This is a genomic window from Butyricimonas sp. Marseille-P3923 (assembly GCF_900184685.1).
Lineage (GTDB): Bacteria > Bacteroidota > Bacteroidia > Bacteroidales > Marinifilaceae > Butyricimonas > Butyricimonas muris.
Genome location: NZ_FXXL01000007.1, coordinates 1894578 through 1910717 on the forward strand (window position 1 = coordinate 1894578; position 16140 = coordinate 1910717).

The 16140-nt window shown below is 40.5% G+C and carries 15 protein-coding genes and 1 tRNA gene; 5 read left to right on the plus strand and 11 right to left on the minus strand.

What is annotated here, in order from left to right; genetic code table 11:
- Nucleotides 1-105 precede the first annotated feature (105 nt).
- Nucleotides 106-182 (plus strand) — tRNA-Pro (locus CS948_RS19270).
- A 489-nt stretch (nucleotides 183-671) separates the two neighbouring features.
- On the opposite strand, the gene CS948_RS19275 is transcribed toward CS948_RS19270, so the two are convergent.
- From CS948_RS19275 to CS948_RS19325, 11 genes are all read right to left on the minus strand, one after another.
- Entirely contained in the window at nucleotides 672-1658 is a 987-nt protein-coding gene (locus CS948_RS19275) for a toxin-antitoxin system YwqK family antitoxin (RefSeq protein ID WP_099293782.1), read from the minus strand.
- Nucleotides 1659-1719: 61 nt separating this feature from the next.
- A complete protein-coding gene (locus tag CS948_RS19280) occupies nucleotides 1720-2262 on the minus strand; it encodes a hypothetical protein (RefSeq protein WP_099293784.1) in 543 nt (180 codons plus the stop codon).
- An 897-nt stretch (nucleotides 2263-3159) separates the two neighbouring features.
- Nucleotides 3160-3870 carry a phage/plasmid replication protein gene (locus tag CS948_RS19285; protein WP_255302082.1) on the minus strand — a complete coding sequence of 237 codons (711 nt, stop codon included), beginning with the start codon at nucleotides 3868-3870 and terminating at the stop codon, nucleotides 3160-3162.
- Between the two features lie 335 nt (nucleotides 3871-4205).
- Entirely contained in the window at nucleotides 4206-4991 is a 786-nt protein-coding gene (locus CS948_RS19290; protein ID WP_255302083.1) for an AlpA family transcriptional regulator, read from the minus strand.
- 12 nt (nucleotides 4992-5003) lie between these two features.
- Entirely contained in the window at nucleotides 5004-6251 is a 1248-nt protein-coding gene (locus tag CS948_RS19295) for a site-specific integrase (RefSeq protein WP_099293788.1), read from the minus strand.
- 1007 nt (nucleotides 6252-7258) lie between these two features.
- A complete protein-coding gene (locus tag CS948_RS19300; protein WP_099293789.1) occupies nucleotides 7259-7696 on the minus strand; it encodes a DUF5053 domain-containing protein in 438 nt (145 codons plus the stop codon).
- A 59-nt stretch (nucleotides 7697-7755) separates the two neighbouring features.
- On the minus strand, nucleotides 7756-7884 hold the full coding sequence (locus CS948_RS21925) for a hypothetical protein (protein ID WP_255302084.1): 129 nt from the start codon (nucleotides 7882-7884) through the stop codon (nucleotides 7756-7758).
- A gap of 179 nt (nucleotides 7885-8063) precedes the next feature.
- Entirely contained in the window at nucleotides 8064-8579 is a 516-nt protein-coding gene (locus CS948_RS19310) for a DUF2867 domain-containing protein (protein ID WP_099293790.1), read from the minus strand.
- A gap of 239 nt (nucleotides 8580-8818) precedes the next feature.
- Nucleotides 8819-9676 carry a GyrI-like domain-containing protein gene (locus CS948_RS19315; protein WP_099293791.1) on the minus strand — a complete coding sequence of 286 codons (858 nt, stop codon included), beginning with the start codon at nucleotides 9674-9676 and terminating at the stop codon, nucleotides 8819-8821.
- A 346-nt stretch (nucleotides 9677-10022) separates the two neighbouring features.
- Entirely contained in the window at nucleotides 10023-10430 is a 408-nt protein-coding gene (locus CS948_RS19320; protein ID WP_099293792.1) for a pyridoxamine 5'-phosphate oxidase family protein, read from the minus strand.
- Nucleotides 10431-10504: 74 nt separating this feature from the next.
- Nucleotides 10505-11314: an AraC family transcriptional regulator gene (locus CS948_RS19325; protein WP_099293793.1), complete on the minus strand. Its 810-nt coding sequence runs from the start codon at nucleotides 11312-11314 to the stop codon at nucleotides 10505-10507.
- Nucleotides 11315-11556: 242 nt separating this feature from the next.
- On the opposite strand from CS948_RS19325, the gene CS948_RS19330 reads away from it, so the two are divergent.
- From CS948_RS19330 to CS948_RS19345, 4 genes are all read left to right on the plus strand, one after another.
- Nucleotides 11557-12435 (plus strand): hypothetical protein, encoded by an 879-nt coding sequence (locus tag CS948_RS19330; RefSeq protein ID WP_099293794.1) that lies wholly within the window; start codon nucleotides 11557-11559, stop codon nucleotides 12433-12435.
- Between the two features lie 169 nt (nucleotides 12436-12604).
- Nucleotides 12605-13309, plus strand: a complete 705-nt coding sequence (locus CS948_RS19335; RefSeq protein ID WP_218014309.1) for a murein L,D-transpeptidase family protein — start codon at nucleotides 12605-12607, stop codon at nucleotides 13307-13309.
- Between the two features lie 58 nt (nucleotides 13310-13367).
- Nucleotides 13368-14207: a type I methionyl aminopeptidase gene (gene map / locus CS948_RS19340; RefSeq protein WP_099294707.1), complete on the plus strand. Its 840-nt coding sequence runs from the start codon at nucleotides 13368-13370 to the stop codon at nucleotides 14205-14207.
- A gap of 10 nt (nucleotides 14208-14217) precedes the next feature.
- Nucleotides 14218-16122 carry an AAA domain-containing protein gene (locus CS948_RS19345; protein WP_099293796.1) on the plus strand — a complete coding sequence of 635 codons (1905 nt, stop codon included), beginning with the start codon at nucleotides 14218-14220 and terminating at the stop codon, nucleotides 16120-16122.
- Nucleotides 16123-16140: the final 18 nt, after the last annotated feature.

A 16140-nucleotide genomic window follows, 5' to 3' on the forward strand; every position in this document is an offset into this window, starting at 1 on the left:
TCTCCCCGCAATTCTCTGAAAGCCTACACCATAAGCGATATTTACATTTTTTTTCGCATCAACGTGCATCATTACAAAAATTCTTACTATATTTGCATCCGAATTCGGGATGTAGCTCAGCCCGGTAGAGTCCACGTCTGGGGGGCGTGTTGTCGCAGGTTCAAATCCTGTCATCCCGACCACTGAGCATCAGGCAATTAGAGAGGTTTAAAAGACCTCTCTTTTTTATTGCGATTAAACATTCATTAAACTTTTCGGGTAACTTAATACGAACCAATACCAATCACCACACGATATCTTTTGGCATTTATTGGAATTATTACCCGGCTTTATTCAATTTTACAGGGTAGCTATAACTCTTTTTATTATACCCACGCCACACACACATCAATCACGCTTTATCACACCCACACATATTCTCTTTTACCATAGTAGGAGCAACTACCTCTGCCATGTACCCATTTTTGTCTTCTAATAGCCTCGTATAGCTAATAAAAATTGTAGCTAGTAATATTACTAGCTACAACATTATTTTGTCTATTAGACCCGTAATCCTTCAGCTTATTATTCTATAATTTTTAAGACATGAAATATATTAAAATATCATTTCCCCTAAAATATAACTCCTATTAGAATAAAAGTTTTCATGCATACGATCCCCAAAAGGTCATTTACAGTCGGTTGGAATACAAAAATTTATTTGCAATTTTAATCGTTTTATAAACATTGCCATTAATCAAAATTTTACACTTTATATTTGCTTGCCCTACACCAGCTGGATTTTTCCAACCAACATCACTTTTTACACTTAATTGTCGAGAAATATTAGGTTGCAAAGGCGTTTCCCATGTACGTTGAAAATAATAACTTTCATTAGACCATTCCTCATCATTAGAAGTAAATATTCCCGTTATTGTTATTTCCTCCTTTAAAGGTTTATCAGTTATATTCTTAAATTTCAAAATAATCATAGGCTGATATAAAATTTGATTATGACGATTATCAACGTACTCGTAGTACCCTGTTTTATATTGAATCAATTCCAAACATTCAATTATAGGAACAATTTTATTTCCATTAACGTCAAACTTATATGATTTTACTTCTTTCCCATTTTCATACAATATTTCTTTTGTTTGTTTACCATTACTATAATATTTAGCAACTCCATCCAATACTCCATCCTTATAGTTCATTTCCGTTTCCAGTCCATTGTATTTATCATAAGACTGGAAAAGACCATTAAGTTTATCATCTTTTAAATAAAACTTCGCTTTAATTTTTCTACTAGGGTAATACATTCTATATTCCCCCTCAAGCTTTCCATGTTTTAAATCACATTCTCCAATTAAAACATGTTCTTTACTATAATCTATAACATTATACGCAACCCCATTTCTAATTATTGTTTCGCGAATAATTTCGTCATCATGGAAAAATTCTTGAATTTGGGTTTTAAGTATCCCTGTTACTTTTTCTTGGCTATTTTTAAAAACATAGATATTAGTACTATCTAACATTATATCGTCACTACTCAAAGTTTTATCCTCGTTTAAAACTTTGTCAACATTCGATGTCTTATTATTATCCGTAGTTTTATGCCTAGAATTACAACAAGTAAATGTAATAATAAATAGAATCAACCATACATTTTTCATACTTTTCGATTTTTCGTTCACAAATCATCTATAATATATTCTCATTGTTTTATTGGGATCGTTATTTTTTATTCTTTTCCCAATAATGACTTTTAGGGTACATATAAATGTCTATACCATTCATATATTCTTTTTGAACTATGTAACCGGGACACCCAACCATCGTGAGATCACTTGCATATAACAAACCTGTTTCTACTGCCTTTTTCATTATACTATTATAAAGTTGTACTGGAATTACTCGTCCTCTATGAGTAGGGTTTACAATAGTAATATTGACCCCTAAAACATCTTCGCCCGTTAAACAAACACGATCAACAACTATAAATACAAAAGTCAAAGAATCACTAAAAGTATATTCCCATTTCTTCACTTTATCTCCACTTTCCATCTCTATTACAGATTCCTTCAATCCCATAGCTTTACAAAGCTTCTCTGAAGTATCTTCCAAATTAATATCGCCCCCTCTTAACTTATCATAAAAATTATTCATAATTTGCACAGACGACGCCGTCAGATTCTCTGTTGTTAATTGCTTTTTTTCTTCACATGAAACAACCATACATAAAAACATAACAATAATAACTAGAGCAAGATTTCTCATAACACGAAATATTATCCCCCTAGCCCCAACGGGATTTTACACAAAAAGAAAGCGTGAGGCTGTTAGGATTATCTGTTTTAGAGGTTCTGGACAAACCCATCACACGAGATAAAACGACACCCCACGCAAACCATGTATATAATGAATATATATATACGGCAAGCATGAACGTTTGTATCGCCAATCCCCGTGTGATTCGAAATTGTCCAGATTTCTAAAAACGGGATAAAGCTAAACGCTTTCTATAACCAGTATGTCACCGATAAATTACTTTATCAGCACGACAAATATAGTTAATTTTCAACGTTTCACAAACGTTTTTGGGGTGTCGTGGAACAAATTTATATAAAACTTGACACTCAACAAGATTTTAGGCAAAATACTCCGATGAGGCTATCAAATTATTTACTTATTCTTTTACTTACTACCCCGTTATCACCATACCCCCACCAACATAACCGCTATCAATAAACACGTTAATCTCCCGTATACCATACACTTGAAACTCTTACTACTCCTTATTATACTTACAACATGGCACTCATTACCCGCCTCATCACCCTATTATACCATTCATTGACTTGTATCCCCATTACTCTTTCTTTTTTAGACACCCTCTATAAAAGTATCCACCCCCTTTATTTCCTTGTTACTATAATTCTTCTATTAGGCTCTATTAGACAATCATTTTTATTAGGGAATAACAACATCGTTGTAATCCTGTTATTCCCTGTACGGCTCTATTTCACTCCTTATTCTATTTACTAGAATGTATCATCCCGTATTACCATAGCGTTCATTACCCCACACCCACCTAAACTCTATTCCTCTTTTAGCCCTCTACAGCCACCAACACCACTTCTCTGAATAAGCAATCCGCCCGGTTATTTACAATCTCTAAGTTTTCTCGTAAGCATCCGAAGATTCCTCGTACATCCACGTTAGGTAATCTTCAATCTTTTTCGTGAGTTCCGGTATAAGGTCAGACGGCGTCATGTAATCTTGATAACGTGCAAGAGCATTCCGAAGACGATCTTGTAATCTCTTGTGATATTGACGGTCTTCCTCCCGTGGATTTTCTCTATGCTTGAATACTTGTCCCTTGATAAATTCAGGGATATTAACAAAAGTGTTAGCAAGACAAATACACCAATCTTCCATGTCCCTCTGCGTTTTTATTTGCTCAAAGGTAATGTTTAGGACACTATCTGGTATTTTTTTTATATCCTCGTAACACCCGAACCATTCAGACACGAACCCCCAATAAATATCTTTGTTATACAAATCACACGCTTTAAGCCCCCTACCAAACATTTGTCGAATCTTCTTTTTACCAAACCGCACCTCGTACCTTAACAAATTTTTCTTCTCCCTCTCCGGCAGAGAACATCTTTCTCGCTTGGGGCGATGATGATTCTTCTGCCGGAGTTCATCCGTTTTATCATAGAAGCGTAATACCGTACCTCTTTTTGAAAAATATTTAGTACCCTCCCAATTATTCGTACTGTACGTGTCTAAAGTCTTCATCTTTTGAATATAAAGTTCTGGTGACTTTTCCATCTCAAAATTTTCAGCGATATCCACGACTAATACATCAGCCTTCTCCATGGGTAGTCCCAATAGACGACTTAAATTTTGTATTATTTTTCGCACCTGCATCAAAGTGAGAGTAGGGGGATTACCTTTTCGCTGAAACTTATGAAAACTCCCTATACACCTAACCCTATTCTCTGTTACAGATATCCTTAACCCCTCGTAATACCCGCACCCACCAACCATTCTAGTAAATTCACAAGTTTGCTCTATTTTACGTAGGACATTACTACATTTAAACTCATCACCAAAATATTCTTTATCTAGCTCTAGCCATATAGTATCATACATAACGGTCAATTTTATTTGTATACAAACCCCGTATACATTCGTTGGTTATTATAGTTAATTTATTTTCGAGCCGCCAATTGCCCGTCCATTTGCTTTATAAACTCGTCATTGGTTTCTTGCCGCCGGGTTGTCATCCATGCAAATATATCCTCACGACGGAACACAAGTTTGCGTCCATTATTACCAGAACGGCAACACGGCATATCACCCCTAGCGGTTAATTTATAAACCGTGTTCTTTTTGTAGCCTGTAATTTCACAACACACGTCCACCCCAAACACCTCGGGGCATTCTATTACCCTTTTTTGAGGTCTATTAGCGTCCTGTACCTCGTTACACCGTTTAGGTGACACCACCTTAAGGGCATCTCTAATTGCTGCCCGTAACGCTCTAATTTGACCTAGTGCCAAATCTTCCCATTGAGTTTTTAAAAACTCGAAATCATCTAACGCCCAAGCGCTAGTTATTGCGTCTTGATGATTCCCGTCAATAAAACCGAGTCTTTCTATTGCCTTGTACAAGTAATCCACCGTCAACCCTGTTTTACCCTCTTTTATTAATAATTCTTCCTTGAAAAACAAGTCGTCCAAGTACTCGGGGTCACGATTCAATTTGCCCCGGTTAAATTCATCCACCCGTTTTTCATAGGTTGAAATAAAGTAGGAGTCATTCCACCCCGTAATGGCTGTTTCAACCTCTTTCAACGCTTGTTGAAGCGCTTCTTTACCCCCACGTGCCAGATTTTCTACGTAACCTAGTAAATCTCTCTCGTGTAATTCTCGTTCTTCCCCCTTGAGTAATATTTTGATAACATCGCTCAAGGGCATACTAAAATCAGTATCCATTTATTTATGTTATTATAATAATTCTGCTACTTTATCAACCACACTTGTTTCAAAACTATCAAGATACACGTTTGTTGTTTCAAGATTAGTGTGCCCCAATACTTGACTAATTACTTCCCGGGATACACTCTGGTTTTGTAGTGTCATAGCCATAGTATGCCTACTCACGTAACTGGTTAAAGGAAGACGTTCAATACCCAATGTTTTACCTAACTTTTTCAAATTCTTATTATAGCGAACGTATCTTGAACGTATATGGTTATATAACTGTTCTCCACGATAATCTTTTGTTATCACGGGTACAAGATAATTTCCCACAAGAGGCGTGTTTACTTTAAACCAATCTAAAATCTCTCTTATTGTTTCCGTTATAGGAATCTTTATTGTCTTTACACCTCTTTGATTTTTTATTTTCTGCCGTTTATAAACAATATGTTCCCCTGTTTCCAATTTTTCTATATTCTGGGTTGTCAATGTTGCCATATCTATAAAACTAATACCAAAGCAATAATAGGAGAACAAAAACAATCGTCGGGTGTATTCCATCGTGTAGTCTTCTTGGTAAGAATTTTTTGCAAGCGTCAAATCTTCCGACAATAAATACCTCTTGCGTGTTTCTTCCTCCAAACTACTTATTTCAAATCCCCCGTTACCAAAAGGATAGGTTGTTCGAGAAGCTTCATTATCCTTTATTGCCTTGTTCAGTAAGGCTCGTAGGGTTTTCAAGTAATATTTTCGTGTATTACCACAACATCTATCTTTTTCCAAGGCAACATTGAAAGCGTTTACATACTTTAAATCAATTTCTTGAAACAATCGCTCGTTAATTTTTTTATCATATTTCCCCAACACGTGGAGAGTTCGTTCATAAGCTTTTGCGTTACCTATATGATTCGTTTCTTTCAAAATCCCGATATGCTTTAGGAAATAATCATACACTTTACCTCTTTTGGATACACCTAAAAATTGTTCTTCAAACTGGTTTAAAGTCCAATCAACCCGACCTTCCGTAAATTTTCGTAACAAGCTATCTTTCCTTTCCTCGTAGTGAGTAAGTAAAGCGTTATATTTTTCATAGTTAGGAGTTGCACGTTTATCCTTTTTATAGCGTGCAGCTTCCTCGTTCCATTGGTCTTCCCTTGCATACATATCCAACGATATATATTTCAATTTTCTATTTTTTGTAATCCGTAGACAAACAGGATACAAACCATCACGCTTCACGTTACTCTTGTAGAGCAAAAATTTAAATGTTGCCATATTATTTATTGTATTAGCATTCGCACTATTTATTTTCTTTACGACAAAAGTTACAAATAAGTTGTTACACCTGTAAAAGTATTTGTTTGCAAACAAACAACAATGAAAAACCTAGACTTTTCTCCATAAAAATATAGATTAAAACATCTAATAATCAATTCAATAACACACAAACATCTCTTTACACAAAGAATTATACCCTATTTTACACACTTCAAAAAAGTCAAAATTTATTTACTTTTTCCATGTTACAAAATTTTGTCTTTTTACAGCGATGCCAATATTCCCAAACAATAAAAGTTCGATTAAACATTCATTAAACATTTCATCCAACTTAATACTAACAAAGGTCTTATTAAAGCGAATCAACACAAACACAAAATACAGATTTACAACTAAATACGACTTAATACAATTTATCTTTCTACAGCTGGGGGGCGTGTTGTCGCAGGTTCAAATCCTGTCATCCCGACAGAAAGCGGTTTAGTAAATTGAAAAACAATTTATTAAACCGCTTCCCCATTTTACAGCCGGGACAAGAACGGGACAAGATAATATTACATATATTTCTTTGCATACTTACAACTGATGCGAGAGAGCAAAAAAAAATGACAAATAACGAAAAAACACGAATTGACGAGATCGTTTCCTCCCCCCCCACAACTTTACACGGGGTCAGGCCTGAAGAGTTGGGATTTCCGCCACTGTAGACGCGGATTCGACTTTCGTTGTTGGCATAACTAAAAGTTTTAAGAATTAAAAAAAAGAGAGGCAGTCGCTACCAGCAACATCAACCAAAATTGATAAGTCTCGCGGTTTGCACCCGTACGCTGCCTCTATATTATAAGAATACTTCTTTGCATGAATACTTTGATTTAATGTTGTTGGTAGTGCATAGATAAGAAAAGAACCGGAACCTATTGCAATTTGTCTCTAAATTTACTCCATTTTTTACACAAAAATCCCGCCATTCTCATGGCGGGTTTCCCTCTAAAGTTGTAAAAGTTTCAGAGATGCTCTATGACCAGAGCCGTACGTTTAATATTATTACTCAAATCGAGTAACGCATTCAATAATATCTTTTTTTCATCTGCAGTAAACTGCACTTCTTTATTCCTAATCTTCAGACCATTTATACGCTGACTTAACCACGAGCGACTTTTACCAAAATAATGTCGGGCAACATAAGACCATGAAATAGATTCATATATCCCATCCAAATAGGCACGTAACGTGTCGTCATACACTTTCTCTGCCTGCTCACAGGCTTTAGCAGCACCATCAATAAATGCTTTGGCGAGAACCTTACGATCTCCTGTTGACTTCGAAGCAACAAATGCCTCCATCTCTTCACGAAACTCACGTTCCTCTTCCCCGGAAGAAAGAACCATAAACTTCGCTTTCATCTGCTCCAATTCATTGTTCAATTTTTCGTAATTTGCCATATCTTAAACATTTTAAATTGTAAAGTTTCTTTGGGACACCCCAAAAGGGTGTCCTGTTTTTAACCTTTCAACCGAAGTAAAACAATCAAACGATCTAAATGAAAGTCAATCGCTCTCTCCAGTTCTCCTTCTGACATATCTTTCAACAAGATATCCCAGTAAAGAGCATAGAACTTGAGATTTCTCATCTCATGTTCTATTCGAGCCTTTAGCTCTTGGTCTGAAAACATTCAAAGAAACTTTTACACTACAAATATAGATAAACATTTGTTTATCACAAAACATTTGTCGAATTATTTTTATGAATTTGCTATTTTTTCTATCATAGTCAATAATACCGCACACCACGAAAGCGTAAGATTATCAATCAATTCATTTCACTCCGCGCACTTTTAATAGCCCTTTTCAACGAAGACCGGACGACGAGTCCGTGAAAAGGACGAATCACAAAGAAATAAACTTTCCCCAACCGGTTATTATACTTCACGAGAGTATTCACGTAAACGCTCTTGCTGTCACCTACCCGAACCGAGATATACGCTTCCAGATGCTTATCTTTCATCAACATCACGGTTTCCCGTTCATCCTTTGCCAGCATTTCAATAAAATGATACTTTCCGCCATTACGTATACAACGTTTGAACTCTTCAAGACTATCTCCTTCCGCCCCTTTCAACCCAACAAATCTCACGAGGAAATTACGCAACTTGAAAAGAACATTCACCCACTCCGGCATATCCGTCCAAAAACGAACCATCAAATCATCGGGTGCAATTGAAATGTTTTCACTCGATATCACACGGAACGAATCTTTATAATCCGCTGGAAAATATTTCACGGTAAGACTATCGGCTGGGATTTCACTCTTTTTTACTTTCATCATGTCATAATCATTTCACGAAAATACACATTCCCTCCTACAAAAATCACTCCTTATGAATAAATTCACGACTAAAAAATTGATTTTGTACCATTTTTCTCAAACCTTTACACTATTCAACTAAAAAATGGTACCATGAAAAAGATCATATTCCTGATTGTTGTTCTATTCAACATCGAAAAACTAGAGAAAAACAGCTGACATTGACAGATATCAGCTGCTCCAAACTCATCAACGCACCCCTATTCCACCGGGATATAAACCTCTGTCACCAAATCCTCCGGTTTCACGTGATCCGGATGATTCAAATACTTCTCGAAACCGGGAGTATTCCCTAGTTTGTATCCCCTTTCGGGTATCCATTTCAGATAGATAGTGTCATAAACAGCATGAAGATTCGAGTACGGTCCCCGGTAACGGAATATGGCATACTTTCCACCGGCGACCTCTTTCACCCCGACTTCTCCTTTCGGTTTCCCGACACGAGGCAACGCCAAGCATACATCCGTACGTAACTTATCCGGTTCCGTCACTTTCGGATCATCGTGATATATACAAAGATGCCCGATTTCCGGCGCAAAAAGATTCTCCTCCCGCACGTGATTCCACAAACGTTGCCACGCGGCGCAATAATCCAGATTAACATACGCTCCCACCAGTCGCACGTAAATCACTTGCTGGGGAGCCAGCACTTTTTCCTCTATTTCCAACGGTAAATCCGGTCTTAATTCAATAGGTTTCATAATCGTGTAATTTTTATTTTTACGGTATTGATTCGGTGAAATACCATAAAACAGTCTGAAACTCTTTGATAACGACGAGGGAACGTCATACCCCACCCGGAAAGCAATATCCTGTACGGGTAATTCGGAGTAGCGCAATAATCGAGCTGCAGTCTCGACACGCATCCTCGTGATGAAAGCCCCGATCGGTTCACCCAAAAAAGCCCGCACGATCCGGTGGAAATGCCAAGGTGAAAAACCGGACATCTCAGACAAGATACCCAAGTCGATATTCTCACCCAAATGATTGTTGATATACTCCACGATCACGTTGATCCGTTTCACGTATTCCTCCTTTGTCGATAACTTTTGTTCCATAGTTTTTTGTATTTCAACGCAAAAATAACCACCAAAAACAAGACGGACTTTTCCCGGATTGCTAAATTACAAACGATAGCCGGATTCTTTAGAAATAAATAGGAAAACCCTCACCATTCATACTACAAGCTAAAAGGAACTTTCACTCATACAAGAAGTTGGTTGGGTGATACTTCTATCATACACCCATCACACTTCTATGAAACTCCTATCAGCATAGTAAAGCATTGATTATAAACAGATTTTCCAAAAATTCTATTCTCAATCAAATGTATTTTATACCTTTTATAAATAAAAGGCACCCGTGGGAAATGATGCCTTTTACCCTCCAATTCGTTTAGTTTGTCTACAGTTCAGCGTGTTCGAACTTAAAATCAAGCCAATAAGTAGCCCGCTTTGCCGTAAACTTCAACACGCAATAAGTGGGGTCATCCTTTCCGCCGGGGAAATGCTGGATAAACCAATCCTGCCATAACGCGTCTTTCTCCGCCTTGTCGGTAACAACCTCGATATCTCCGGTCAGCACGACACTATTGATTTCCTTCTGGAAACACACTCCCGCTTTCGGGTTCACCTCAAAATGTTTTGTTTTCTCGGAATAGGTTCCCGTCGAGAACCAGATCGTGGTAATTCCCTCGTTTTTCACCTTGGACATGGGTACCGGACGGGGATAACCATTCTCGTCCACGGATGCCAGCACCACGCTATCACACTGTTCCAACAATAATTCCGCCTTACGTTTTAATTCTTCCATTTTCAATACATTTAAAAATTATACTTGCAAATATAAGAGAGGGAACACTCTAATCTCTTGTAAAAAATCGACTTTTACCCGTCTAAATATGTAATCGGAATACCTTTCGGCAAAGAGGCAAACACGGAAGGCGGACTTCCGGACAATCGCTTGAATTCTTTTACCAGATGCGACTGATCATAATAACCACAATCTATCGCCACGGAGAAAAGATTGTCACGAGTTACTTGACGCAACACATCCATGGTGCGGCGAAATCTCACGATACGGGTATATTCTTTCGGGGTATACCCGGTCGCGTGCTTAAAACGACGTTCAAAATGCCGTTGACACAAACAAACTTGCTCCATGAGTTCCCGCACGGGAATTTTTCCATCCGCTTGATGCATCAACCCGACCGCCCGCACCACCTGCTTATCCACCTCCCCGGAATAACGTAAACAAAACAACAAATATCTCTCGATTATCAGCAAACGTTCCTTCAAGGTGTTCTTCTCCCTCAAAATTGCAGCAAAACCAGCGTTAAACAAAACATCCAAATCCGGTAGAAACACCCGCTGATCGGTAAACTCACTCATGGGAATCTTCGTGAAAACGGTCAACCCACAGGGAGTAAACCTCACCCCGATCAAGTGTATCATCTCGGAACAAACCTGCAATTCGGAATACGCCCGCATGGGACCGACAAAATAAGCCTGCATACCTCCTATCTTCATCCCGTTTTGATCTGCCAAGTTAGCCGACTCATCCAGATTAAATATAAAATCAGTACACCCGTCCGGCAAAATTTTAATGCGCTCCTCCGGCTCTAACGTACCCTCCATCACCCAATACTTATCTATATAGGGTGCCAATATTTCATGAGGCTGATATTCTTTATACATCGGTTGGTCTATATATCGGTTTCTCCAAAAACAAATCTACACAAAAAAATCCGGACTATCCACATGATTCCACGCCAATACTGGGGAGAAATTCCACACGTGAGGCAATTAATTCCCCATATTCCACAATATCACGAATCGACACATTCGCTGTATATCAGTCATTTAAATATAATAAAATACAATGGCATACCAGTTGTTTTATTTAAGACATAGAATAAAACATCAAAAACAAAAAAACTATGAGAACGTTTATCTTTTTAACGATTAGTCTGTTTTCTATCGCTTTTCTGGGCAGTTGCGTGGAAAGTTCACAAAAATATAAATCAGCGTTAGCGAAAATTGATTCACTACAAGCCATCAGCAACACTCAAGGCGATGAAATGGAGAAATTACTGACCGATCTGAATGACATTTCAGCCGGAATGCAATCTATCCGAGAAGCGGAACATATTCTTGCTGTTGAAGCACAAAGCGACAGCAAGAGTAACAAGAGCAAAGCACAAATCACCGCTTTAAAGAATGACGTGCAAGCCTTGGCAGACGCTATTGAAGGTTACAAGACTCAAATAGCCAAGTTGGAAAAATCCAACAAAAGCCAATCGGCACAATTCAAGAAATTGATCGCCGGACTGAACGAAGAATTGGCTATCCGCGACCAAAAACTCAACGAACTCAACCAAGTTCTCGCCGCAAGAGAGAAAGAACTGGGTATCAAAACGAAACAAATTGCAGAATTGAATCAAAACGTGGAGAACCTGCAACAAGAATCAACCTCTCAAAAAGAAACGATCTCTCAACAGGATCAAACGATGAACACCGTTCACTACTTGTTAGGTTCCAGAAAAAACCTGAGAGATGCCAACGTGATCACACGGCAAGGAATCTTTTGCCCGCCAATCGTATCCACCCAAGCACAAAACGCTGCATTCGTGGACGGTGATATGCGCGAGTTGACCACGATAGCGTTGAACTCCAAGAAAGCAAAAATCCTTTCCGTTCACCCAAGCGATTCATACGCCGTGGAAGAGGGAAACGACGGTATGCAAACCTTGAAAATCAGCAACCCGAGTGCATTCTGGAAACAAACCAAATACTTGGTAGTGATGATTAACGAGTAACTTCAAATTCACACACTCATATACACACAACACACACAGGCAAGGTGCTCCGGATTCTCCGGGGCATCTTTTTTTTATTTGCATCTTCTCGTATTTTTTCAGAACTTTGTACACGACACGAAAAGAAAAGACTATGAAAATGCTCCTTCTCATCTCATTATGCATGTTTATGGAAAACGAACCGGATTTCGTGAAGCAACAAAAAAAATATCCCCGCGTGCGGAATGCTTACCAAGAAAAAGAAACTTTGTTAAGACAACGATTACAAGATGCAGGGTTATCGTTTGACAATATACATATCCTTATCACGGCTTATAAACAGGAAGAGAGCTTGACGGTCTACGCTAAAGCACCTAAAGACTCCGTGTACAAGAAAATCACGACCTATCGCATCTGCGCCCGCTCCGGTCGCTTAGGCCCTAAACGCCGCCAAGGTGATCTCCAAGTACCGGAAGGCTTCTATCACATCAGCCATTTCAACCCTGCCAGCAATTACCACCTTTCACTGATGATAAACTACCCGAACCGGTCGGACAGACTGAAGAGCAAAGCATCAAACCTCGGGGGAAGTATTTGCATTCACGGCAATTGTGTCACGATCGGATGTCTCCCGATGACCGATAATCATATTAAAGAGATATACCTGTACGCCGTGCAGGCACGTCAGAACGGGCAAAAGAATATCCCCGTCTATATATTCCCTTTCAAATTCTCGGACAAGAACGTGGTGCGATACAGGGAAACCTACAAAGCGTATCCCGACTTGCTTGACTTCTGGGACAATCTGCGTTCCGGACACGATCTGTTTATCAAAGACTTAAAAGAATTGAATGTTTCCGTCGACCGCCTTGGTAATTATCTATTCGCGAAATAGAATAACCTATCCTTAAAATCACTACCTTAGCGTGCAATTACAAAAAGGAGAAAGCAATATGCTATTTAACAAGAACGAACAAAAACTTTCCCCGGAAATCGAGGAAAAACTGAAATACTATCGTCGTCAGGGACACGTCGTTCCTCCCCGGAAAATCATTAAAAATGCAGAACAGATAGAAGGTATCCGGGAGAGTGCCAAGATCAATACCGCCGTGCTTGACCACGTGGCGGCACATATCCACGAGGGAATGTCCACCGAAGACATCAACACGCTGGTCTACGATTTCACCGTGGCACACGGGGCTATCCCGGCACCGTTGAATTACGAGGGATTTCCCAAAAGCGTGTGCACCTCGATCAACGAGGAAGTTTGCCACGGCATCCCGAGCAAAGACGTAATTCTGCGCGACGGGGATATTATCAACGTCGATGTTTCCACCATCTATAACGGTTACTTTTCCGACGCCTCCCGTATGTTCATGATTGGCAACGTTTCGGAAGCCAAACAGCGCCTAGTGCAAGTCACGAAAGAATGTCTTGAAAGAGGAATCGAGGCTACCAAACCATGGGGATTCCTCGGTGACATCGGTGCCGTCATCCAAGCCCACGCCGAAAACAACGGTTATACCGTGGTACGGGAATTTTGCGGGCACGGGGTAGGACTGAAATTCCACGAGATACCCGAAGTGGAACACGTGGGACGCAAAGGCACGGGAATGCTCCTCGTACCCGGCATGATTTTTACCATTGAACCCATGATTAACATGGGAAAAGCGGATATATTCATAGACGAGGAGAACGATTGGACAGTCATTACCGAAGACGAACAACCGTCCGCCCAATGGGAAAATACCGTCTTGATCACCGAAACGGGAATAGAAATATTAACATGGTAAGCTCCTACACATGGCTTCCGAACAGATAGACTCCCCGCTCGTCGACTTACTCCGGCAATACAAGTTATTGCAACAGGAATACGAATGCGAGAAGGAGATGTTTTATCAACAAACCCAACGAGCCGGAATACCGAAACGTATCCGGCAAGGCGTGTGTTGGTACCCGGTAGCCCCCAGACGAAGCTACTACAACTCGTTAAACCAGTTGGTCGTTGAGATCAATCGTGACGAGAATGACGAAACGGAACACAATTTCGAATACGGTCGTCCGGTTTGCTTTTTCAAGTTTGACGATGCCGGGCAATTACGCTATTTCAATTTCTCGGCAACTATCAGCTACGTGCACGAGAACACGATGCTGGTCGCGTTGCCTCATCCCGATGCCTTGCTGGACGTACAAAACGCCCGCAAATTGGGCGTTCAATTGTATTTCGACGGTACTTCATACAAGACCATGTTTGCCGCGTTGACCGAAGTCATGGAAGCAAAGAACAACCGTTTGGCACACTTGCGGGAAGTACTTCTCGGCGGCATCACCCCGCAACAACGAGAAATTCTCCCGACACGCCTCATGTGGCTGAACCCTTCGCAGGAAAAAGCGGTCAATCGGGTACTCCGTGCCAAGGAAGTTGCCGTCGTACACGGTCCCCCCGGAACGGGCAAAACGACAACCCTAGTAGAAGCCGTGTACGAAACACTGCGTCGGGAAAACCAAGTACTGGTATGCGCCCAAAGCAACACGGCAGTAGACTGGATAGCCGAGAAGTTAGTAGACCGGGGGGTAAACGTCATGCGAATCGGTAACCCGACACGGGTAAACGACAAAATGCTCGCGTTCACGTACGAACGCCGGTTCGAATCACACCCCTCCTACCCGACGTTACGCTCCGTCCGAAGTGCCATACGGGAAGCAATAGCTCGAGTCAAACGCTTGAAAGGAAACAAAAAAGAATCGGAACGCTCCCGCTTAAATCGCCTGCGTGATCAAGCCATTGAACTGGAAATCAAAATCGACGCCCAACTCTTCGGGGAAGCCCGCGTGATAGCCTGCACTCTAGTAGGTTCCGCAAACAAGATATTGAACGGGAAAACATTTTCCACCCTTTTTATCGACGAGGCGGCACAAGCCCTCGAAGCCGCTTGCTGGATAGCTATCACCAAAGCCAACCGAGTCGTATTTGCCGGAGATCATTACCAACTCCCGCCCACGATCAAATGTATCGAGGCGGCACGAGGCGGATTAGACCGGACTTTGATACAAAAAATTTCCCGACGGAAACCGGAAACTGTTTCCATGCTCGAAATCCAATACCGGATGCACGAGGACATCATGCATTTCCCGTCAAAATGGTTCTACCGGGGACGCCTGCAAGCCGCTCCCGAGGTGAGCCACCGCAATATCCTCGAGTTCGACACCCCCGTCGAGTGGTTCGACACGGCACGACTCGAACTTTCGGAAGACCGCGTAAACGAAACCTTCGGGCGCATCAACAAGCCGGAGGCAGAATTATTGGTACAACAATTACAAGAGTATATCGAGAAAATCGGGATAGAACGAGTTTTAGACGAAAGAATTGACTTCGGACTAATCTCTCCATACCGGGTGCAAGTGCAATACATCCGCCAACTCATCAAGCACAACCGCTTCTTTCATCCCTTGAAACGCCTTATTACCATTCACACCGTCGACGGTTTCCAAGGTCAAGAACGGGATGTCATTCTCATCAGCCTCGTCCGTGCCAACGAAGACGGCAACATCGGGTTTCTCAATGACCTGCGTCGCATGAATGTCGCTATCACCCGGGCCCGCATGAAACTTATCATACTCGGCGATGCCCCAACCCTCACCCGCCACGCTTTCTACAAAGCATTGTATGAATATATCGGGGAGAGAGGGAAAATAATCAATCTATAAATTGACACCCCAACTTCA